At 62.8% G+C, this 21,411-nt stretch carries 19 protein-coding genes; 14 read left to right on the top strand and 5 right to left on the bottom strand.

The genetic code is table 11. The annotated features are described in order from the left end of the window. The first annotated feature begins 214 nt into the window (after positions 1-214). The 10 genes from lptF to tadA all read left to right on the top strand — a co-directional run bounded on the left by lptF (position 215) and on the right by tadA (position 10,757). Positions 215-1,333, top strand: a complete 1,119-nt coding sequence (gene lptF / locus ACXX81_RS17465) for an LPS export ABC transporter permease LptF (RefSeq protein ID WP_458572117.1) — start codon at positions 215-217, stop codon at positions 1,331-1,333. Continuing rightward, complete coding sequence (gene lptG, locus ACXX81_RS17460) at positions 1,326-2,405, top strand: LPS export ABC transporter permease LptG (protein WP_209989049.1); 1,080 nt, start codon at positions 1,326-1,328, stop codon at positions 2,403-2,405. The genes lptF and lptG overlap by 8 nt, the downstream gene beginning before the upstream one ends. 146 nt (positions 2,406-2,551) lie before the next feature. Continuing rightward, the gene (gene lepA / locus ACXX81_RS17455; protein ID WP_057006741.1) at positions 2,552-4,351 is read left to right on the top strand and encodes a translation elongation factor 4; all 1,800 of its coding nucleotides are present in this window, start codon (positions 2,552-2,554) and stop codon (positions 4,349-4,351) included. A gap of 5 nt (positions 4,352-4,356) precedes the next feature. Continuing rightward, positions 4,357-5,211: a signal peptidase I gene (gene lepB / locus ACXX81_RS17450; RefSeq protein WP_458572116.1), complete on the top strand. Its 855-nt coding sequence runs from the start codon at positions 4,357-4,359 to the stop codon at positions 5,209-5,211. 147 nt (positions 5,212-5,358) lie between these two features. Beyond that, positions 5,359-6,048: a ribonuclease III gene (gene rnc, locus ACXX81_RS17445; protein ID WP_003188856.1), complete on the top strand. Its 690-nt coding sequence runs from the start codon at positions 5,359-5,361 to the stop codon at positions 6,046-6,048. Further along, positions 6,041-6,943, top strand: a complete 903-nt coding sequence (gene era / locus ACXX81_RS17440; RefSeq protein ID WP_124422514.1) for a GTPase Era — start codon at positions 6,041-6,043, stop codon at positions 6,941-6,943. The genes rnc and era overlap by 8 nt, the downstream gene beginning before the upstream one ends. A gap of 218 nt (positions 6,944-7,161) precedes the next feature. Then, positions 7,162-7,851 carry a DNA repair protein RecO gene (gene recO, locus ACXX81_RS17435; RefSeq protein ID WP_209989052.1) on the top strand — a complete coding sequence of 230 codons (690 nt, stop codon included), beginning with the start codon at positions 7,162-7,164 and terminating at the stop codon, positions 7,849-7,851. A 51-nt stretch (positions 7,852-7,902) separates the two neighbouring features. Further along, positions 7,903-8,646, top strand: a complete 744-nt coding sequence (gene pdxJ, locus ACXX81_RS17430) for a pyridoxine 5'-phosphate synthase (protein ID WP_209989054.1) — start codon at positions 7,903-7,905, stop codon at positions 8,644-8,646. 234 nt (positions 8,647-8,880) lie between these two features. Next, positions 8,881-10,257: a multicopper oxidase family protein gene (locus ACXX81_RS17425; protein WP_322212763.1), complete on the top strand. Its 1,377-nt coding sequence runs from the start codon at positions 8,881-8,883 to the stop codon at positions 10,255-10,257. Further along, on the top strand, positions 10,257-10,757 hold the full coding sequence (gene tadA, locus ACXX81_RS17420; RefSeq protein WP_209989060.1) for a tRNA adenosine(34) deaminase TadA: 501 nt from the start codon (positions 10,257-10,259) through the stop codon (positions 10,755-10,757). Before ACXX81_RS17425 ends, tadA begins: the two co-directional genes overlap by 1 nt. A 74-nt stretch (positions 10,758-10,831) precedes the next feature. Here tadA and cmoB read toward each other — a convergent pair whose 3' ends face one another. The 5 genes from cmoB to ACXX81_RS17395 all read right to left on the bottom strand — a co-directional run bounded on the left by cmoB (position 10,832) and on the right by ACXX81_RS17395 (position 16,709). Further along, the gene (cmoB, locus tag ACXX81_RS17415) at positions 10,832-11,788 is read right to left on the bottom strand and encodes a tRNA 5-methoxyuridine(34)/uridine 5-oxyacetic acid(34) synthase CmoB (RefSeq protein WP_231423039.1); all 957 of its coding nucleotides are present in this window, start codon (positions 11,786-11,788) and stop codon (positions 10,832-10,834) included. Further along, positions 11,785-12,528 carry a carboxy-S-adenosyl-L-methionine synthase CmoA gene (gene cmoA, locus ACXX81_RS17410; RefSeq protein WP_209989065.1) on the bottom strand — a complete coding sequence of 248 codons (744 nt, stop codon included), beginning with the start codon at positions 12,526-12,528 and terminating at the stop codon, positions 11,785-11,787. Before cmoA ends, cmoB begins: the two co-directional genes overlap by 4 nt. Positions 12,529-12,609: 81 nt before the next feature. Next, positions 12,610-12,999, bottom strand: a complete 390-nt coding sequence (locus tag ACXX81_RS17405) for a protease inhibitor I42 family protein (RefSeq protein ID WP_209989067.1) — start codon at positions 12,997-12,999, stop codon at positions 12,610-12,612. 190 nt (positions 13,000-13,189) lie between these two features. Then, positions 13,190-15,610, bottom strand: a complete 2,421-nt coding sequence (lon, locus tag ACXX81_RS17400; protein WP_209989070.1) for an endopeptidase La — start codon at positions 15,608-15,610, stop codon at positions 13,190-13,192. Between the two features lie 109 nt (positions 15,611-15,719). Further along, complete coding sequence (locus ACXX81_RS17395; RefSeq protein ID WP_209989073.1) at positions 15,720-16,709, bottom strand: GntR family transcriptional regulator; 990 nt, start codon at positions 16,707-16,709, stop codon at positions 15,720-15,722. A gap of 312 nt (positions 16,710-17,021) precedes the next feature. Here ACXX81_RS17395 and ACXX81_RS17390 point away from each other — a divergent pair, with 312 nt between their 5' ends. From ACXX81_RS17390 to ACXX81_RS17375, 4 genes are read left to right on the top strand one after another with little or no spacing between them, the layout of a single operon-like run. After that, a complete protein-coding gene (locus ACXX81_RS17390; RefSeq protein WP_209989076.1) occupies positions 17,022-18,344 on the top strand; it encodes an amidase in 1,323 nt (440 codons plus the stop codon). 11 nt (positions 18,345-18,355) lie between these two features. Further along, positions 18,356-19,234, top strand: coding sequence for a polysaccharide deacetylase family protein (locus ACXX81_RS17385; RefSeq protein WP_046384579.1), 879 nt, complete (start codon positions 18,356-18,358; stop codon positions 19,232-19,234). A gap of 27 nt (positions 19,235-19,261) precedes the next feature. Beyond that, positions 19,262-20,602 (top strand): MFS transporter, encoded by a 1,341-nt coding sequence (locus ACXX81_RS17380; RefSeq protein WP_209989080.1) that lies wholly within the window; start codon positions 19,262-19,264, stop codon positions 20,600-20,602. A 10-nt stretch (positions 20,603-20,612) separates the two neighbouring features. Then, complete coding sequence (locus ACXX81_RS17375; protein WP_209989087.1) at positions 20,613-21,374, top strand: SDR family NAD(P)-dependent oxidoreductase; 762 nt, start codon at positions 20,613-20,615, stop codon at positions 21,372-21,374. The last annotated feature ends 37 nt before the right edge of the window (positions 21,375-21,411 follow it).

Raw genomic sequence — 21,411 nt, 5'->3', positions numbered from 1 at the left:
AAAACCGCCCGCGACAAGGGCCGCAGTTTGAACCTCGCAGGCGAAGCCTGACAACCCTCGGCGCACGCTTTGTGCTCGCGCATGAGGTTGCTCCGTGACAGGCGCGGTCAATCACAGGATAATGCGCCATCTTTTTAGCCGGCCCGTGCAAACGGGTCGCTCGGTATGCTTGCTTGTTTGGCCGCCTTAGCCTGACAACCCTGGAGTGTCTGGTTTGATCGTCTTCCGTTATCTATCCCGCGAAGTCCTGCTGACCCTGAGTGCCGTGAGTGCGGTATTGCTGGTCATCATCATGAGTGGTCGTTTCGTCAAATACCTGGCCCAGGCGGCTTCCGGCGCCCTCGACCCCGGTTCGCTGTTCCTGATCATGGGCTTTCGCCTGCCGGGTTTTTTGCAGTTGATCCTGCCGCTGGGCCTGTTTCTCGGGATCCTGCTGGCTTATGGCCGACTGTACCTTGAGAGCGAAATGACCGTGCTGTCGGCGACCGGCATGAGCCAGCAACGCCTGCTGGCCATGACCATGATTCCGGCAGCCGGCGTCGCGCTGATCGTGGCCTGGCTGAGCCTGAGCCTGGCGCCCCAGGGCGCCATGCAATTTCAGCTGGTGCTGAACAAGCAGGACGCCATGACCGAGTTCGATACCCTGGAACCTGGCCGCTTCCAGGCGCTCAACGACGGCACCCGGGTCACCTACACCGAAACCCTGACCGACGACCGCGCCAACCTCGGCGGGGTGTTCATCTCCGAAAAACGCCTGGGCCAGGACAAGAAGGACCGCGGCATCTCCGTGCTGGTCGCCGATGCCGGGCGCCAGGAAGTGCGGCCCGACGGCAGCCGCTACCTGATCCTGGAAAACGGCTATCGCTATGACGGCAGCCCCGGCCAGGCCGACTACCGTGCCATCAAGTACGACACCTACGGCGTGATGCTCGCGCGGCCGGACGTCAGCGACGAAGTCACCGACCGCGACGCGATCCCCACCCAGGAGCTGTTCGGCAGCACCGAACTGCGCTCCATCGCCGAGCTGCAATGGCGCATTTCCCTGCCGCTGCTGGTGTTTATCGTGACGCTGATGGCCGTGCCGCTGTCGCGCGTCAACCCGCGCCAGGGCCGCTTCCTCAAACTGCTGCCGGCGATCCTGCTGTACATGGCCTACCTCACCATCCTGATTTCCGCGCGTGGCTCCCTGGAGAAGGGCAAGCTGTCGCCGACCCTTGGCCTGTGGTGGGTGCACGGGATCTTCCTGGTGATCGGCCTGGGGCTGCTGTACTGGGAACCTATCCGCTTGAAAATGAAGAGCCGTCGTGGCCAGAAGGAGAGGGCGCGTGGTTAAGCTCGATCGCTACATTGGCAAAAGTGTACTGGTCGCCATCCTGGCGGTATTGGGCATCATCCTCGGCCTGGCGTCTCTGTTTGCCTTTATTGATGAGGTCAGCAACGTCAGCGACACCTACACGGTGACCGACGTGCTGAGCTACGTGGCCCTCACCGCGCCACGCCGTCTCTACGACATGATGCCGATGGCCGCGCTGATCGGTTGCCTGATCGGCCTGGGCAGCCTGGCCAGCAACAGCGAACTGACCATCATGCGCGCTGCCGGGGTTTCCGTCGGCCGTATCGTCTGGGCGGTGATGAAACCCATGCTGCTGCTGATGGCGTGCAGCGTGCTGATCGGTGAATACGTCGCGCCGCCGGCCGAAACCACCGCCCAGGCCAATCGCGCCCTGGCCCAGGGTTCGGGGGATGCGCAAAGCGCCAAGCACGGCCTGTGGCACCGCCAGGGTGAAGAGTTCATCCACATCAACGCCGTGCAACCGGGCGGCCTGTTGATCGGGGTGACGCGCTACACGTTCGACAAAGAGCGCCACATGTTGTCGTCCAGTTTCGCCAAACGTGCGCAGTACAGCGCCAATCAGTGGCAACTGACCGACGTCACCACCACCTATTTCCGCAACGCGGGCCAGGGCACCAAGGCCAGCACCGAAGTGATCAACGTGCCGACCGAGCAATGGGACATCGCCCTCAAGCCGGAGCTGCTCAATACCGTGGTGATGATCCCGGAAAGCCTGCCGATCTCCGGGTTGTGGAGCTATATCCATTACCTCAAGGACCAGGGCCTGAACAACGGCCGCTACTGGCTGGCATTCTGGGTCAAGGTGTTGCAGCCGGTGGTCACCGCCGCGCTGGTGCTGATGGCTATTTCGTTCATCTTCGGCCCATTGCGCTCGGTCACCCTCGGCCAGCGCGTCTTCACCGGTGTGCTGGTGGGCTTTACCTTCCGCATTGCCCAGGATCTGCTCGGGCCGTCGAGCCTGGTGTTCGGTTTCTCACCGCTGTTTGCGGTGCTGGTGCCCACCGCCATCTGCGCCCTGGCCGGGTTCTGGCTGCTGCGCCGCGCCGGGTAAGAATGCCCCGGCAAGCGAAAGGCCCTGTATTGACGGGGCCTTTTGCGTTCTGGACAGCAAAGATGACGTCTGGCCCGAGCATCAGGTACAATTCCCGGCTATTTTTCAGCGGGCAATCTGCCTGCAGCCTTTTTGAGTGTTGATCCGTGAGTGATTTGAGTCATATCCGCAATTTCTCCATCATCGCCCACATTGACCATGGCAAGTCGACGCTGGCCGATCGATTCATCCAGATGTGCGGTGGCCTTGCCGAGCGTGAAATGGAAGCCCAGGTTCTGGATTCCATGGACCTCGAACGCGAGCGCGGGATCACCATCAAGGCCCACAGCGTCACCCTGTACTACACCGCCAAAGACGGTATCCGGTACCAGCTCAACTTCATTGACACTCCCGGCCACGTTGACTTCACCTACGAAGTCAGCCGCTCGTTGGCGGCCTGCGAAGGTGCGTTGCTGGTAGTGGATGCGGGCCAGGGCGTGGAAGCCCAGTCCGTGGCCAACTGCTACACCGCCATCGAGCAGGGCCTTGAAGTAATGCCGGTGCTGAACAAGATCGACCTGCCCCAGGCCGATCCGGACCGCGTCAAGGAGGAAATCGAAAAAATCATCGGCATCGACGCCACCGACGCCGTCGAGTGCAGCGCCAAGACCGGCCTGGGCGTGGACGAGGTGCTCGAGCGCCTGGTCAAGACCATTCCGGCCCCCACCGGCAACTACGAAGATCCGCTGCAAGCGTTGATCATCGACTCCTGGTTCGACAACTACCTGGGCGTTGTCTCCCTGGTACGCGTGCGCCACGGCCGTGTGAAGAAGGGCGACAAGATCCTGGTCAAGTCCACCGGCAAGATCCACCTGGTGGACAGCGTCGGTGTGTTCAACCCCAAACATACCGCGACCACGGATCTGAAAGCCGGTGAAGTAGGCTTCATCATCGCCGGTATCAAGGACATCCACGGTGCGCCGGTGGGTGACACCCTGACCCTCAGCTCCACGCCTGACGTCGACATGCTGCCGGGCTTCAAGCGTATCCAGCCGCAGGTCTACGCCGGCCTGTTCCCGGTCAGCTCCGACGACTTCGAAGACTTCCGCGAGGCCCTGCAAAAGCTGACCCTCAACGACTCGTCGTTGCAGTACACCCCGGAAAGCTCCGACGCCCTGGGCTTCGGCTTCCGCTGCGGGTTCCTCGGCATGCTGCACATGGAGATCATCCAGGAGCGCCTGGAGCGCGAATACGACCTCGACCTGATCACCACCGCGCCAACCGTTATTTTCGAGTTGTTGCTGAAAACCGGTGAAACGATTTACGTCGACAACCCCTCCAAGCTTCCAGACCTGTCTTCCATCGAAGACATGCGCGAACCGATCGTGCGCGCCAATATCCTGGTGCCCCAGGAACACCTGGGCAACGTGATTACCCTGTGTATCGAAAAGCGTGGCGTGCAGCACGACATGCTGTTCCTCGGTACCCAGGTGCAAGTGACCTACGATTTGCCGATGAACGAAGTGGTCCTGGACTTCTTCGACCGTCTCAAATCCACCAGTCGCGGCTATGCTTCGCTGGATTACCATTTCGACCGCTACCAATCGGCCAATCTGGTGAAACTGGATGTACTGATCAACGGCGACAAAGTGGACGCCCTTGCGCTGATCGTGCACAAGGACAACGCGCACTACAAAGGTCGCCAGTTGACCGAAAAAATGAAAGAACTGATTCCGCGTCAGATGTTCGACGTCGCGATCCAGGCCGCCATCGGCGGGCAGATCATTGCGCGAACCTCCGTCAAGGCTCTCAGAAAGAACGTATTGGCCAAATGCTACGGCGGTGACGTAAGCCGTAAGCGCAAGCTGCTTGAGAAGCAAAAGGCCGGTAAAAAACGCATGAAGCAAGTGGGCAATGTGGAAATTCCACAAGAAGCCTTCCTTGCGGTGCTCAGGTTGGATAGTTAGGTCCTATGTCACTAAATTTCCCGCTGTTGCTGGTCATTGCCGTCGCCGTCTGCGGCCTCCTGGCGTTGCTCGATCTGGTGTTCTTCGCGCCACGTCGGCGCGCGGCTATTGCGTCGTATCAGGGCAGCGTCAGCCAGCCTGATGCGGTGGTGGTCGAGAAGCTGAACAAGGAACCGCTGCTGGTTGAATACGGCAAGTCGTTCTTCCCGGTGCTGTTCATCGTGCTGGTGCTGCGTTCGTTCCTGGTGGAGCCGTTCCAGATTCCTTCGGGATCGATGAAACCTACCCTGGACGTGGGCGACTTCATCCTGGTGAACAAATTTTCCTACGGAATTCGCCTGCCGGTGGTCGACAAGAAAGTCATCGAAGTCGGTGACCCGCAGCGCGGCGACGTGATGGTGTTCCGCTACCCGAGCGATCCGAACGTCAACTACATCAAGCGCGTGGTCGGCCTGCCGGGCGACGTGATTCGCTACACCAGCGACAAGCGCCTGTTCATCAACGGTGAATCGGTGGCCGAGAAGCTGCTGGGCACCGAGCCGAACACCCTGGGCAGCGCCGAGCTGTATCAGGAAAAGCTCGGTGCGGTGGAGCACCAGATCCGCAAGGAAATGAGCCGCTACCGCGCCACGCCCGATGGCGAGTGGAAAGTGCCGGCCGGGCACTACTTCATGATGGGCGACAACCGCGACAACTCCAACGACAGCCGCTACTGGGATGATCCCAGCATTCCCAAGGAGCTGCTGGGCATGGTCCCCGACCAGAATATCGTCGGCAAGGCCTTCGCGGTCTGGATGAGCTGGCCGGAACCCAAGCTCAGCCACCTGCCGAACTTCTCGCGGGTCGGGCTGATCAAGTAATACAGGCGGCGCTGTGAACACAGCGCCGAATGCTTTTCTGGGGCCTGGACAATGTCCGGCCTCACGCGGCAACTATCAGGATTTGAATTTGAACACTGCGTCAATCGTCGATGGCCGCCGGTGCCACCAACTAGATATGGATAAACCGTGACCGTTTCTCTGAGTCGTCTCGAGCGCCAGCTCGGCTACACCTTCAAGGATCAGGAATTGATGGTCCTTGCCCTCACACACCGCAGCTTTGCAGGGCGCAATAACGAGCGCCTGGAATTCCTCGGTGATGCCATCCTCAATTTCGCCGCCGGAGAGGCGTTGTTCGAGCGCTTCCCCCAGGCCCGCGAAGGCCAGTTGTCACGCCTGCGTGCACGGCTGGTGAAAGGCGAGACCCTGGCCGTGCTGGCCCGTGGCTTCGGCCTGGGCGAGTACCTGCGTTTGGGGTCCGGTGAATTGAAGAGCGGCGGCTTTCGTCGTGAGTCGATCCTGGCCGATGCCCTCGAAGCCCTGATCGGCGCGATCTACCTGGATGCAGGCATGGAGACCGCCAAAGAGCGGGTGGTCGCCTGGCTGGCCTCGGAGATCGAGAGCCTGACCCTGGTCGACACCAACAAGGATCCCAAGACCCGCCTGCAGGAATACCTGCAGTCGCGCGGGTGCGAACTGCCACGCTACGAAGTGGTGGATATCCAGGGTGAGCCCCATTGCCGCGTGTTTTTCGTGGAATGTGAAATCACCTTATTGAACGAAAAAAGCCGAGGTCAGGGTGTGAGCCGTCGTATTGCCGAACAGGTAGCGGCCGCTGCAGCACTGATTGCCCTGGGCGTGGAGAATGGCCATGACTGATTCAACCGCAACACGCTGTGGCTATGTTGCCATCGTCGGCCGCCCCAACGTGGGCAAGTCCACGTTGCTCAACCATATCCTCGGCCAGAAGCTTGCGATCACCTCGCGCAAGCCGCAGACCACCCGGCACAACATGCTCGGCATCAAGACCGAAGGCCATGTGCAGGCGGTGTACGTCGACACTCCGGGCATGCACAAGGGTGGCGAGAAAGCCCTCAACCGCTACATGAACAAGACCGCCTCGGCGGCGTTGAAAGACGTCGACGTGGTGATCTTCGTCGTCGACCGCACCAAGTGGACCGACGAAGACCAGATGGTCCTGGAGCGCGTGCAGTACGTCACCGGCCCGTTGATCGTGGCGCTGAACAAGACCGACCGCATTGAAGACAAAGCCGAGCTGATGCCGCACCTGACCTGGTTGCAGGAGCAACTGCCGAACGCGCAGATCATGCCGATCTCGGCCCAGCACGGCCACAACCTCGAAGCCCTGGAGCGCGTGATCGCCGGCTACCTGCCGGAAAACGAACACTTCTTCCCGGAAGACCAGATCACCGACCGCAGCAGCCGCTTTCTCGCCGCTGAACTGGTGCGCGAAAAAATCATGCGCCAGATGGGCGCCGAGCTGCCGTACCAGATCACCGTGGAAATCGAAGAGTTCAAGCAGCAGGGCAAGACCTTGCACATCCACGCGCTGATTCTCGTCGAGCGTGACGGCCAGAAGAAAATCATCATTGGCGACAAGGGCGAGCGCATCAAGCGTATCGGCACCGAAGCGCGCAAGGACATGGAGCTGCTGTTCGACTCCAAGATCATGCTCAACCTGTGGGTGAAGGTGAAGGGTGGCTGGTCCGATGACGAGCGCGCGCTGCGCTCCCTCGGCTACGGCGACCTGTAAGAACACCGCTGGACCAAAAATGTGGGAGGGCTTGCTGTGGCGAGCAGGCTTGCCCTGCGTTGGGTTGCGAAACAGCCCCAAAACCTGCAACTGAGGTCTGTCCGTAGAATCGGGTTGATCTTATAGGGGCTGCTCTGCAGCCCAACGCAGGGCGAGCCTGCTCGCCACAATAAGTGTTCATTCGGCACATCGATTGCTCTTCAGAGATTTCCCGTCTCATGTCCCAATCCCCACCTCCCAGCCAACTCGCCTACGTGCTGCACAGCCGCGCCTACCGCGAGACCAGCGCCCTGGTGGATTTCCTCACGCCACAAGGTCGCCTGCGCGCGGTGTTGCGCAGCGCGCGCGGCAAGGCCGGCACACTGGCCCGGCCGTTCGTGGCGCTGGACGTGGAATTTCGCGGCAAGGGCGAGCTGAAGAACGTCGGCCGCCTGGAAAGCGTCGGCACCTCCGCCTGGCTCAATGGCGATGCGCTGTTCAGTGGCCTCTACCTCAATGAACTGTTGATCCGCCTGCTACCCGCCGAAGACCCGCACCCCGGCGTGTTCGATCACTACGCCGCCACCTTGCTCGCCCTCGCCGAAGGCCGCCCGCTGGAGCCGTTGTTGCGCGCATTCGAATGGCGCCTGCTGGACGATCTGGGCTACGGCTTCGAACTGAGCAACGACGTGCACGGCGAGCCCGTCGCCGTCGATGGCATGTACCGCCTGCAGGTCGACGCCGGCCTGGAGCGCGTCTATTTGCTGCAGCCGGGGCTGTTCCAGGGCGCCGAGTTGCTGGCCATGAGCGAGGCGGACTGGACCGCGCCCGGCGCGCTGTCCGCTGCCAAGCGCCTGATGCGCCAAGCCCTCGCGGTGCACCTGGGGGGCAAGCCGCTGGTCAGTCGCGAGTTGTTTCGAAAGCCCTGACATCCCCGTGTATGCTGTGCACCGATTCTTTCCCTTTTCAGGAGCGCTTCCGTGAGCACCAGCAATCGCATTCTTCTTGGCGTCAATATCGACCATGTCGCCACCCTGCGTCAGGCCCGGGGCACCCGCTACCCGGACCCGGTCAAGGCCGCGCTGGACGCCGAAGAAGCAGGCGCCGATGGCATCACCGTGCACCTGCGCGAAGACCGTCGTCATATTCAGGAACGTGATGTGCTGCTGCTCAAGGATGTGCTGCAAACCCGCATGAATTTCGAAATGGGCGTCACCGAAGCGATGATGGCGTTCGCCGAGCGCATCCGCCCGGCGCACATCTGCCTGGTACCGGAAACCCGCCAGGAACTCACCACCGAAGGCGGCCTCGATGTGGCCGGCCAGGAAGCGCGGATCAAGGCCGCCGTTGAGCGCCTGTCGCAGATCGGCAGCGAAGTCTCGCTGTTCATCGACGCCGACGAGCGTCAGATCGAAGCCTCGCGCCGTGTCGGTGCGCCGGCCATCGAACTGCACACCGGCCGTTACGCCGACGCCACCACGCCCACCGAAGTCGCCGACGAGTTGCAGCGCGTCATCGACGGCGTGAAGTGCGGCCTCGATCAAGGCCTGATCGTCAACGCCGGCCATGGCCTGCATTACCACAACGTGCAGGCGGTGGCCGCGATCAAGGGCATCAACGAACTGAACATCGGCCACGCGCTGGTGGCCCATGCGCTGTTCGTCGGTTTCAAAGGCGCGGTGGCCGAGATGAAGGCGCTGATCCTCGCCGCCTCCAGGGCCTGAAGAACGCAGAAAGTCCAGTGTGGGAAGGGGCTTGCTCCCGATAGCAGTGTGTCAGCCAGCCAATCCCTGCCTGACCCACCGCCATCGGGAGCAAGCCCCCTCCCACATTTTGATCGCCATCAGGCTTCAGCAATCAACGGTGTGGCAATGCGAAGCCTTACTGTTTAGCCCTTGCAGGTGTATCGTATCCGCCCTTTGCAGGCCCTGCGCCTGCGGCTGATACGCGAGGTTGTTGTGTCCCGATCCTTTTCCCGTCGACAAATCCTGGGTGGTCTTGCAGGCCTGGCCGTTGTAGGCGTCGGCGCCGGGGGCGGCTATCGCTACTGGCTGGGGAAGGTCGCCGAGTCCGAGGCGGGGCACGATTACGAGTTGATCGCTGCGCCCCTGGATGTGGAGCTGGTCCCCGGTCACATCACCCAGGCCTGGGCGTTCGGCCCTTCGGCGCCCGGCACCGAGCTGCGGGTGCGTCAGGGCGAATGGCTGCGGGTGCGCTTCATCAATCACCTGCCGGTGGCCACCACCATCCACTGGCATGGCATCCGCTTGCCGCTGGAGATGGACGGTGTGCCCTACGTCTCGCAGCTGCCGGTATTGCCCGGCGAATACTTCGACTACAAATTCCGCGTGCCCGATGCCGGCAGCTACTGGTACCACCCCCATGTGAACAGCAGCGAAGAGCTCGGCCGTGGCCTGGTCGGCCCGTTGATCATCGAGGAACGCGAACCCACCGGCTTCAAGCACGAACGCACCCTCAGCCTGAAAAGCTGGCATGTGGACGAAGACGGCGCATTCGTCGCGTTCAGCATTCCACGTGAAGCGGCGCGCGGCGGTACGGCGGGGCGTCTGTCGACCATCAACGGCGTGTCCCAGGCGGTGATCGACCTGCCGGCCGGGCAGATCACCCGCGTGCGCCTGCTCAACCTCGACAACACCCTGACCTATCGCATCAACATCCCGGACGTCGACGCGCAGATCTACGCGCTGGACGGCAACCCCATCGAACCGCGCCCGCTCGGCAAGGAATACTGGCTGGGGCCCGGCATGCGCATTTGCCTGGCAATCAAGGCGCCGCCGGCGGGTGAAGAACTGTCGATCCGTAACGGGCCGGTGCGCCTGGGCACTTTCCGCTCGGTGGCCAATACCGACGCGCCCGGCCAATGGCCGCCCGCGTTGCCGGCCAACCCGATCAGCGAGCCGGACCTGGCCACTGCGGAGAAACTCAACTTCAATTTTGAATGGGTGGGCACGGTGTCGGTGGATGACGGCAAGCCGCCGAGCCTGTGGCAGATCAACGGCAAGGCGTGGGACATCACCGACAAGACCTGCGCCGACCGCCCGATTGCCAGGCTGGAAAAGGGCAAAAGTTACATTTTTGAACTGAAGAACATGACCCAGTACCAGCACCCGATCCACTTGCACGGCATGAGCTTCAAGGTGATCGCCTCGAACCGCCACAAGGTGGTGCCGTACTTTACCGACACCTACCTGCTGGGCAAGAACGAACGCGCCCGCGTGGCCTTGGTGGCGGATAACCCCGGGGTGTGGATGTTCCATTGTCATGTGATCGACCACATGGAAACCGGCCTGATGGCCGCCATCGAGGTGGCGTGATGCGCCAGATTCGCCCCGCAGCGATCATCGATCGCAGCCGCGACCAGCACTTCATGCGCGAAGCCCTGACCCTTGCCGCCCAGGGCGCGGCACTCGGCGAAGTGCCGGTGGGCGCGGTGCTGGTGCAAAACGGCGAAATCATCGGCCGTGGCTTCAATTGCCCCATCAGCGGCAACGACCCCAGCGCCCACGCCGAGATGGTCGCGATTCGCGCGGCAGCCCAGGCCATCAGCAACTACCGGCTGGTGGGCAGCACGCTGTATGTGACCCTGGAACCGTGCAGCATGTGCGCAGGCTTGATCGTGCATGCGCGGGTTGCGCGGGTGGTGTATGGCGCGCTGGAGCCCAAGGCCGGGATTGTGCAGAGTCAGGGACAGTTTTTTACCCAGGACTTTCTCAACCATCGGGTGTTGTTTGAAGGTGGGGTGCTGGCCGAGGAATGCGGAGCCGTTCTGAGCGAATTCTTCAAAGCCCGCCGAGCCAAACCCTCTTCTAGCTGACACCGGGAAACCAATGAGGGAGCAGGCAAGCCAGCTCCCACAGGTGATCTTCGTTTAGTCAGGGACGTTGTGGTTTATTTCCTGGCAATGATCACCGCCCGCATCGGTGCCGGCAGCCCTTCGATAGTCTTGCTGTGATCTTGCGGATCAAGAAAATCACTCAGCGACTGATACTTCATCCACTCGGTACCGCGCTGTTCCTCCACCGTGGTCACGCTCACGTCCACGCAGCGCACTTCGCTGAACCCGGCGCGGCGCAGCCATAGCATCAGGGCCGGCACCGAGGGCAGGAACCACACGTTGCGCATCTGTGCGTAGCGGTCTTCGGGCACCAGCACCTGTTGCTGGTCGCCTTCCACCACCAGGGTTTCCAGCACCAGTTCGCCGCCCTTGACCAGGGTGTCCTTCAACGCCAGCAGGTGCTCGATGGGCGAACGCCGGTGATAGAACACGCCCATGGAAAACACCGTATCGAAGCCTTCGAGGTTGGCCGGCAAGTCTTCGAACGGGAACGGCAGGTGCCAGGCCCTGGGTTCGGACAGGTAGCGTTGCACCGCCTGGAACTGGCAGAAAAACAGCCAGTTGGGGTCCACGCCGATCACGCTGTCGGCACCGGCACCGAGCATGCGCCACATGTAGTAGCCGTTGCCGCAGCCCACATCAAGGATGCGCTTGCCCGTAAGGTTCAGGTGCGGCGCCACCCGCGACCACTTCCAGTCCGAGCGCCATTCGGTGTCCACGTGCACGCCGAACAGGTGGAACGGGCCTTTGCGCCACGGGCTCAGACCCATCAGGGCGGTGTGCATCTGCGCGCGGGTCTGATCGTCGCAATCGGTGTCCAGCGTCAGGCCGTTCAGCAGGTCGACGGTGCTTGGCTGAATGGCCGGCAGCGCATCCAGCGCGCTTTGCCAGCGCTCCAGATCGCCGTGACCTTTTTCCATCTTGCTATCGAGCTGCGCTTGCAGGCCCTGGGCCCACACGGCCAGGGGCGTGCCAACCAGATGGCGGGCGAGGGGGGACAGATCAATCATGGCAAGGCAATCAACGAGGCAAAGTTAAGACACTGAAACCACGGCACCACGCTCGAGAACCCGGCCGCCAGCAGGCGTTCGCGGTGTTCTTCGAGGCTGTCGGGCTTCATGACGTTTTCGATGGCGCTGCGCTTCTGGGCGATTTCCAGTTCGCTGTAGCCGTTGGCGCGCTTGAACGCGATATGCAGGTCGGTGAGCAGTGCGTGTTCCTGCGCGTCATTGAAGCGCAGCTTTTCCGAAAGAATCAGCGCGCCGCCCGGCACCAGCGCCTGGCGAATGCGCGAGAGCAAAGCCAGGCGCTCGTCCGGAGCGATGAATTGCAGGGTGAAATTCAGGGCCACCACCGACGCCGGCTGGAACTGCAAGGCAAGGATATCGCCTTCGATCACCTCTACCGGCAGCAGCTCCTGGAACATCGAGTCCTGGCCATTGAGGTATTCACGGCAACGCTCGACCATCGCCGCCGAGTTATCCACCGCGATCACCCGGCAGCCGTCCGTGCGCACATGGCGGCGCAGGGCCTGGGTGACGGCGCCGAGGGATGAGCCGAGGTCGTAGAGCACGCTGCTCGGCTGGGCGAACTGCGCCGCGAGTACGCCGAGGTTTTCGACGATGGTCGGGTAACCCGGCACCGAGCGCTTGATCATGTCCGGGAACACCCGCACCACGTCCTCGTTAAAGGCGAAGTCCGGCACCTGGGGCAAGGGCTGGGCGAATAGGCGATCGGGTTCTTTGCTCACGGTTGTTCCGGCGACGAAAGGGAAGGGCCGGCATTTTAGCCAACTTGGCCCTTCGGTGCGCGGGTTGTCTGATGGGGTGCCCTAGTTCACCGTAATGGCGCAGTCGAAGGTGTCGACGGGCTCGGCTTCCGGCTCCCACGGTTGCTGGGAGGTGAGGCGCAAACGGCCCTGCCCGGCGGTGAACGCCTGGAACCGCCACGTGGACTGGCCGCCGCCGCCAATCACGCCGGATTCGCTGCTGCTGTAGACCTCGGGGCTCAGCGCGCGCAACACGCCGCCGGCCGAGTCCTGAATGGCCCAGCGGTAGCCGGTGGTGGGGTTGCTCGGCAGAGTGAGGATCAGGTTCTGACCGGATTTGAGCTGCAGCGGGCAGGCGCTCTGGTCGTCCACGGTGATGTTTTGCTTCGGCGCGCTGGCGCACGCGGACAACAAGGCAAGGCTCAAGGGGAGAAACAGGCGGGCAACGGTCATGGGGGCTCCGGTTGTACACGACGAAGGGCGAGCATAACCGAAGATGGCGCGAGGGGTGACAGGCGAGGTGTGTGGTGTGGCGGATGGCGCTATCGGGAGCAAGCCCCCTCCCACATTTTGAAGTGTGAATACCTTCAAATGTGGGAGGGGGCTTGCTCCCGATGAGGCCCTTACCGGCACTGCATAACGATCAGAACAGTACTTTGGCCACATCCGCAAAGCGCTTGGCAAAGTGCACCGTCATGCCTTCCTTCAGGTACTCCGGCAACTCTTCGAAACTGCCACGGTTGGGCTCGGGCAGGATCAGCTCATGGATCTTCTGGCGCCGTGCCGCAATCACTTTCTCGCGTACTCCGCCAATCGGCAGCACGTGCCCGGTCAGCGTCAGTTCGCCGGTCATGGCCACGCCTTTTTTCGGCGCCTGGTTGCGTGCCAGCGACAGCAGCGCACTGGCCATGGTCACGCCCGCGCTCGGGCCGTCTTTTGGCGTGGCGCCTTCCGGCACGTGCAAGTGCACGAAGGCTTCGTCGAAGAACTTCGGGTCACCGCCAAACGACTTCAGGTTGGAGCTGATGTAGCTGTAGGCAATTTCGGCGGATTCCTTCATCACTTCGCCCAACTGCCCGGTGAGCTTGAAACCGCGATTGAGCGTGTGGATACGCGTCGCCTCGATCGGCAGGGTCGCGCCGCCCATGCTGGTCCAGGCCAGGCCGGTAATCACACCGGTGCCGGACAGCACTTGCTCATTGCGAAACACCGGCATGCCCAGTGAGCTTTCCAGGTCCTTGTTGCCGATCTTGATCACCGAGTCCGGCGCATCCAGCAACTTGACCACCGCCTTGCGCACCAGTTTGCCCAGCTGTTTCTCCAACTGGCGCACCCCGGCTTCGCGGGCGTAGCCGTCGATCAACGCACGCAAGGCGCCGTCGCTGATGGTCAGGCTGTTTTTCGCTACGCCGGCTTTTTCCAGCTGCTTGGGCCACAGGTGGCGCTTGGCGATGGCGACTTTTTCTTCGGTGATATAGCCCGACAGGCGAATCACTTCCATGCGGTCGAGCAACGGGCCGGGAATCGAATCCAGGGTGTTGGCGGTGCACACGAACAGCACTTTGGACAGGTCCAGGCGCAGGTCGAGGTAATGGTCGAGGAATTCGACGTTCTGTTCCGGGTCGAGGGTTTCCAGCAGCGCCGAGGCCGGGTCGCCCTGGAAGCTCTGACCCATCTTGTCGATCTCGTCGAGCATGATCACCGGGTTCATCACTTCCACATCCTTGAGCGCCTGCACCAGCTTGCCCGGCAGGGCGCCGATGTAGGTGCGGCGGTGGCCCTTGATCTCGGCCTCGTCGCGCATGCCGCCGACGCTGAAGCGGTAGAACGGCCGGCCCAGGGACTCGGCGATGGACTTGCCGACGCTGGTCTTGCCCACGCCCGGTGGGCCCACCAGCAGCACGATGGAGCCGGCAACCTCGCCTTTATAAGCACCCACCGCGAGGAACTCGAGGATGCGGCTCTTGATGTCGTCCAGCCCGGCGTGGTGTTTGTCCAGCACCTTGCGCGCGTGCTTGAGGTCGAGCTTGTCCTTGCCGTACACGCCCCACGGTACCGAGGTGGCCCAGTCGAGGTAGTTGCGCGTGACCGCGTATTCCGGCGAGCCGGTTTCCAGGATCGACAGTTTGTTCAGCTCTTCATCGATGCGTTTTTTGGCCTGGGTGGGCAACACCTTGCCCTCCAGACGCTGCTCGAATTGCTCGACGTCCGCGCTGCGGTCGTCCTTGGTCAGGCCCAACTCCTGCTGGATGACCTTGAGCTGTTCCTTGAGGAAGAATTCGCGCTGGTGCTCGCCGATCTTGCGGTTCACCTCGGCGGAGAGCTCCTTCTGCAGGCGCGCCACTTCCACCTCTTTGCGCAACATCGGCAGCACTTTTTCCATGCGCTTGAGCATGGGCACGCAGTCCAGCACTTCCTGCAACTCGTTACCGGTGGCCGACGTGAGCGCGGCGGCAAAGTCGGTGAGCGGCGAGGGGTCGTTGGGGCTGAAGCGGTTGAGGTAGTTCTTCAGTTCTTCGCTGTACAGCGGGTTGAGCGGCAGCAGTTCCTTGATCGCATTGATCAGCGCCATGCCGTAAGCCTTGACCTCATCGGTCGGCTCGCTCGGCTGGTGCGGGTATTCGACTTCCACCAGATAGGGCGGGCGATGGTGCTTGAGCCAGGTCTTGATGCGCACGCGGGTCAGGCCCTGGGCGACGAATTGCAGCTTGCCGTTCTCGCGGCTGGCGTGGTGCACCTTGACCAGCGTGCCGTACAGCGGCAGGGCCGAGGTGTCGAAGTGGCGCGGGTCTTCCGGCGGGGTTTCCATGAAGAACAGGGCCAGGGAGTGGTGATCGGATTTGCTCACCAGTTCCAGGGTTTCGGCCCATGGCTCTTCGTTGACGATCACCGGCAGCACTTGCGCCGGGAAGAACGGGCGGTTGTGGATCGGGATGATGTAGACCTTGTCCGGCAGGTTTTGCCCAGGCAGCGCCAGCCCGGTGTTGGACGAAGCGGATTCAGCGTTTTCGGGATCGGCGTAATCGTTGATGTCGTAATCAGGGGAATCTTGCTGGTCGCTCATGGGGCACCTGCATAAGGAAGTATGGTGCTTAGATGGGGCGGGGCAGCGAGGGTTTCAATGGCGCGGCGGCGATAGCAACATATTGCATAAAATAACCGGCGTGACGCCGTCAGCTGATTTTGTGCAGGTAGGCCGGAATCGGCTGTTCCGGCAGTACCGACAACACTTTCAAACGCTGCAACATGCGCTGGCTGGCCCGTTGCAGGTGCTCGCGCAGGTTCAACGCGGCCGCATCCACGGCGCCGTGCAGCAACAATTCCAGGATCAGGCGATGTTCGGCCAGCATCGCCGGGTCGGCGCCGATGCCGAGCAGGCGATGGAAAATCCGGCTGATGATCATCGGGCTCTGGCCCTGGCGAATCAGCGCGGCCATCTTGCGGTTCTGCAGACCCGCCAGGCAGCGCTGGTGCAAGTCCTCCTCGATCTGCTCGATGGCCTGCAGGCTGCATTGAGGGTTGTCCTGTGCTGCCAGCACCCGTTGCAGCATCGCCTGCAGTTCCTCGCGGTCGAGGTTCGGCGCGCTCTGGCGCAACGCCTCGGGCTCGAGGCACGCGCGCAGTTCGTAGTCTTCGGTGACTTCGCGCGCGGTCAGCGGGCCCGCCAGCCACTGGGAGTACGGCTCCTTTTCCACCAGGCCACGGTCGCGCAGGCGCATCAAGGCTTCGCGCACCACCGCGCGGCTGACCTTGAAGTGCTCGGCGGCGGCCTGTTCATCCAGGCGGTAATGGCCGAAGGCGATGCAGGTGGACAGCGCCGCGCCGATGTCCTCGACAATGCGCTCGCCCAGCGGCCGTGTGTCCACCAACTCGGCCTCGCCGTTGAGGCCCAGGTGCGCATGGCTCAGGGGCAGGCGCAGCGGCTCTATCGCCAGGTCGTCGGGGTTGATCAGGTAACCCCGGCCGTTGAAGCGGCAGATCAGCCCTTCGGCGTGCAGCAGGTCCAGTGCCTTGCGCACCGGCACGCGGCTGGTGCCGAACAGTTCAGCCAGCGGCGCTTCGAGCAATACCAGGCCATGACGCGCGGTGCCGTTGACGATCGAGTCACGCAATACCTGGTGAATCATCGCGTAACGGGAGGCCGGGGTGGACACTGCTTTCATCGGTTTCTCGGGACCTTGTAGGACGGGGCGACGGATTCTCTCATAGATGCAGTTGTCACTCTGCGTCACGTCGGCGGCGCTGTTTTGGGGCTGGTGTTACCTTTCTGCACCAAAATGTACTTTTTACTAAAAGATACATCATTTCATTCAAGACCCTTGGGGCGGGCTGCGCCAGTATTTTTATCGCTCCGCACACCCTCTAGCCCGCAGCTATGCTGTGAAAGCGCAAAGGCCGATGCAGAGACTGGCACGAAAGCTGCCTTTATAAAATGTACATTTTATTAATATGTACGTTTTATGAGGTTGATCCCGATGTCAGACGCCACCTCAATGGCCGAGGATTTCGCCAGCGGCCGTAACGACCCGGTGCAAGCCCTCGAACAGGCGCTCGAAAAAGCCGCCCGTTCACCCTCGGTGTTTATCAGCCTGAGCACCGAGCGCGCCCGCCGCGAAGCCGAAGCCGCCGCCGCGCGCTGGCGTGCCGGGCAGCCCTTGAGCCGGCTCGATGGCGTGCCGCTGGCCTGGAAGGACCTGTTCGACGTCGCCGGCAGCGTCACCACGGCGGGCGCCGCCTACCGCCGCGATGCGCCGGCCGCTCTGCTCGATGCGCCAGTGGTCGGCCTGTTATGCCGCGCGGGGATGGTCAGCCTGGGCAAGACCAACCTCAGCGAACTGGCGTATTCGGGGCTGGGCCTGAACCCGCATTTCGGTACGCCGCACAATCCCCATGGCCTTGATCAGCCGCGCATTCCCGGCGGTTCATCGTCCGGTTCGGGCGTGGCCGTCGCCGCCGGTATCGTGCCCATCGCCATGGGCACCGACACCGCAGGCTCGATTCGCATTCCCGCCGCCCTCAACGGTCTGGTGGGTTACCGCAGCAGCAGCCGGCGCTACAGCCGCGACGGCGTGTTCCCGCTGGCGCACACCCTCGACAGCCTCGGCCCGCTCACCCGCAGTGTGCGCGATGCGCTGACCCTCGACGACCTGCTGCATGGTCGCACTCAGCAGCACAGTGCCCGCAGCCTCAAGGGCCAGCGCTTTGTGCTGGCGCAACAGGACGTCGAACCGGCCGTGGGCAACAACCTGCTGCGCGCCATGGAGCAACTCAAGGCCCGGGGTGCGCTGATCGAAGAGCGCGAATGCCCGCCCTTCCAGGCAACGCTGGACCTGATCAAACACCACGGCTGGCTCGGCGCCTTCGAAGCCTTCGCCCTGCACCAGGCGCTGCTCGACAGCCCCGATGCCGAACGCCTCGATCCTCGCGTACGCTGGCGCCTTGAAGCTGCGCGGGCATTGCCGGCCAGCCAATTGATCCACCTGACCGACGCGCGCCGCCAGCTGCAACAGCAACTGCTCGACGACCTCGACGGCGCCATCCTCATCACCCCCACCGTGGCCCATGTCGCGCCGCCGTTGGCCGCGCTGGAAGCCGATGACGCGTTGTTCGTCAGCACCAACCTCGCCACCTTGCGCCTGACCATGCCCGGCAGCCTGCTCGACATGCCCGGCGTAAACGTGCCCAGCGGCCGCGATGCCCAGGGCCTGCCCACCGGGCTGCTGCTCAGCGCCCCCAGCGGCGAAGACGCTCGCCTGTTGCGCGCCGCGTTATCCGTTGAATTCGTACTGAATATTTAAGGAGACACACCATGGCTAAAGACATCCTCTGTGCATTTGGCGTCGACGTTGATGCCGTCGCCGGCTGGCTCGGTTCCTACGGCGGTGAAGACTCGCCGGACGACATCTCCCGCGGCCTGTTCGCCGGTGAAATCGGCGCGCCGCGCCTGCTCAAGCTGTTCGAGCGCTACGGCCTGCGCACCACCTGGTTCATCCCCGGCCACTCGATGGAAACCTTTCCCGCGCAAATGAAAGCGGTGGCCGACGCCGGCCATGAAATCGGCGTGCACGGCTACAGCCACGAAAACCCCATCGCGATGACCGCCGAGCAGGAAGAAATCGTGCTGGATAAATCCATCGAGTTGATCACCCAGGTCACCGGCAAACGCCCGACCGGCTACGTGGCGCCGTGGTGGGAATTCAGCAAGGTGACCAACGAGCTGCTGCTGAAAAAAGGCATCAAGTACGACCACAGCCTGATGCACAACGACTTCCATCCGTACTACGTGCGCAAGGGCGACAGCTGGACCAAGATCGACTACAGCCAGCACCCCGACACCTGGATGAAGCCCTTGGTGCGCGGCGAAGAAACCGACCTGGTGGAGATCCCCGCCAACTGGTACCTCGACGACCTGCCACCGATGATGTTCATCAAAAAAGCCCCCAACAGCCACGGCTTCGTCAACCCGCGTCACCTCGAAGAAATGTGGCGCGACCAGTTCGACTGGGTGTACCGCGAACACGAACACGCGGTGTTCACCATGACCATCCACCCCGACGTGTCCGGTCGCCCGCAAGTGCTGTTGATGCTCGAGCGCCTGATCGAACACATCCAGAGCCATGCCGGCGTGCGCTTCGTCACCTTCGACGAAATCGCCGACGACTTTATCCGCCGCCAACCCCGAACCTGATTTCACCCCACCCTTGAGGCGCGACCCATGTCCATCTACAACAAGCTTGACCTGACTGGCTGGAAACCCCGGCAACTGTCGTCCCAGGAAGTACGTTTCGCCACCTGGATCGCGTTTTTCGCCTGGGTGTTTGCGGTGTATGACTTCATCCTGTTCGGCACCTTGCTGCCGGAGATCGGCCGGCACTTTGGCTGGGGTGAAGTGGAGCAGGCGCAGATCGCGACCTGGGTCGCAGTGGGCACGGCGGTGGTGGCCTTTGCCATTGGCCCGGTGGTCGACAAGCTGGGCCGGCGCAAAGGCATCATCTTCACCGTGGCCGGCTCGGCCTTGTGCTCGGCGCTCACCGCCATCGGCGGGGCGTGGGGCAAGTCGCCGCTGATCCTGATCCGTTCGCTGGGCGGCCTGGGCTATGCCGAGGAAACCGTCAACGCCACCTACCTGAGCGAGCTGTATGGCGCCTCGCAGGATCCACGGCTGACCAAGCGCCGTGGCTTCATCTACAGCCTGGTGCAGGGCGGCTGGCCGGTGGGGGCGTTGATCGCGGCGGGATTGACCGCGCTGTTGCTGCCGATCATCGGCTGGCAGGGCTGCTTCGTCTTCGCGGCCATCCCGGCCGTCGTCATTGCGATCATGGCGCGCAAACTCAAGGAGAGTCCGCAGTTCCAGATTCACCAGCGCATCAGCCAATTGCGCAAAAGCGGCCAGGTGACCGAGGCGCAAAACGTCGCGGTGACCTACGGCGTGGACTATGACGAACACAGCAAGGCCGGCTTGAAAGCGGCTTTCCGGGGCCCGGCCCGTCGCGCCACTCTGGTGATCGGCGCCGCCTTGCTGCTCAACTGGGCGGCGATCCAGGTGTTCAGCGTGCTGGGCACCTCGGTGATTGTCAGCGTGCACCACATCTCGTTCGAGAACTCGCTGATCATCCTCGTGCTGTCCAACCTGGTGGGCTACTGCGGCTACCTCAGCCACGGCTGGATGGGCGACCGGATCGGCCGCCGCAACGTCATCGGCCTGGGCTGGATGCTCGGCGGGCTGTCGTTCGCCGGCATGCTGTTTGGTCCGAGCAATATGGCGATGGTGGTCGGGCTGTACAGTCTGGGTCTGTTCTTCCTGATCGGACCGTATTCGGCGGCGCTGTTCTTTATCAGTGAAAGTTTCCCCACCAGCATCCGCGCCACCGGCGGCGCAATCATCCACGCGATGGGCCCCATTGGTGCAGTGGTCGCAGGGTTTGGCGCCACGCAGGTGTTGTCCGCCGGCAGCGACTGGCAGACCGCCGCACTGTGGTTCGGCGCCGTGCCGTGCTTTTTGTCCGGTGTGCTGATGTTTGCCGCACGCCATGTGCGCCCGGAAACCGTTCAGTAAGGAGTGATCGATGAGTCGCAAAGTGGCTGTGATTACCGGTGCCGCCAGCGGCATCGGCCAGGCGCTCGCGGTGGCCTATGCGCGCCATGGCGTTGCGGTGGTCGGCGGGTATTACCCGGCCGACCCGCACGACCCGTGCATGACCGTGTCGCAGGTGGAGGAGGCCGGCGGCGAGTGCCTGATGCTGGCGTTGGACGTGGGCGACACCGCCTCGGTCGACGCCCTGGCCGAGCAGGCGGTGCAGCATTTCGGCCGCCTCGATTACGCGGTGGCCAATGCCGGCCTGCTGCGTCGCGCACCGTTGCTGGAAATGACCGATACGCTGTGGGACGAGATGCTCAATGTCGACCTGACAGGGGTGATGCGCACCTTTCGCGCGGCAACCCGCCACATGCAGGAAGGCGGCGCGCTGGTGGCGATTTCTTCGATTGCCGGCGGGGTGTATGGCTGGCAGGAGCACAGCCATTACGCCGCGGCCAAGGCGGGGGTGCCGGGGTTGTGTCGGTCGCTGGCGGTGGAATTGGCGCCGCTGGGCATTCGCTGCAATGCGGTGATTCCGGGGCTGATCGAGACGCCGCAGTCGCTGGACGCGAAGAACTCGCTGGGGCCGGAGGGTTTGGCCCGGGCGGCGCGGGCGATTCCGCTGGGGCGGGTCGGGCGCGCGGATGAAGTGGCGTCGCTGGTGCAGTTTCTCACCAGTGAGGCGTCGAGTTACCTGACCGGGCAAAGCATCGTCATCGACGGCGGTTTAACCGTGCGCTGGCCCGACTGAGGGATGTACTCAATCCAAGTGTGGGAGGGAGCAAGCC

The organism is Pseudomonas sp. GNP013, from assembly GCF_054343995.1.
Note: the sequence above shows the minus strand (reverse complement) of the source record. Positions and strands in the feature narration are given on the sequence as shown.

What these genes read in the sequence shown, in the direction of transcription:
- lepB (WP_458572116.1), top strand. Translation starts at nt 4,357, where the DNA reads ATGTCACTAAATTTCCCGCTGTTGCTGGTCATTGCCGTCGCCGTCTGC.
- era (WP_124422514.1), top strand. Translation starts at nt 6,041, where the DNA reads ATGACTGATTCAACCGCAACACGCTGTGGCTATGTTGCCATCGTCGGC.
- recO (WP_209989052.1), top strand. Translation starts at nt 7,162, where the DNA reads ATGTCCCAATCCCCACCTCCCAGCCAACTCGCCTACGTGCTGCACAGC.
- tadA (WP_209989060.1), top strand. Translation starts at nt 10,257, where the DNA reads ATGCGCCAGATTCGCCCCGCAGCGATCATCGATCGCAGCCGCGACCAG.
- cmoB (WP_231423039.1), bottom strand. Translation starts at nt 11,788, where the DNA reads ATGATTGATCTGTCCCCCCTCGCCCGCCATCTGGTTGGCACGCCCCTG.
- ACXX81_RS17405 (WP_209989067.1), bottom strand. Translation starts at nt 12,999, where the DNA reads ATGACCGTTGCCCGCCTGTTTCTCCCCTTGAGCCTTGCCTTGTTGTCC.
- lon (WP_209989070.1), bottom strand. Translation starts at nt 15,610, where the DNA reads ATGAGCGACCAGCAAGATTCCCCTGATTACGACATCAACGATTACGCC.
- ACXX81_RS17395 (WP_209989073.1), bottom strand. Translation starts at nt 16,709, where the DNA reads ATGAAAGCAGTGTCCACCCCGGCCTCCCGTTACGCGATGATTCACCAG.
- ACXX81_RS17390 (WP_209989076.1), top strand. Translation starts at nt 17,022, where the DNA reads ATGTCAGACGCCACCTCAATGGCCGAGGATTTCGCCAGCGGCCGTAAC.
- ACXX81_RS17385 (WP_046384579.1), top strand. Translation starts at nt 18,356, where the DNA reads ATGGCTAAAGACATCCTCTGTGCATTTGGCGTCGACGTTGATGCCGTC.
- ACXX81_RS17380 (WP_209989080.1), top strand. Translation starts at nt 19,262, where the DNA reads ATGTCCATCTACAACAAGCTTGACCTGACTGGCTGGAAACCCCGGCAA.
- ACXX81_RS17375 (WP_209989087.1), top strand. Translation starts at nt 20,613, where the DNA reads ATGAGTCGCAAAGTGGCTGTGATTACCGGTGCCGCCAGCGGCATCGGC.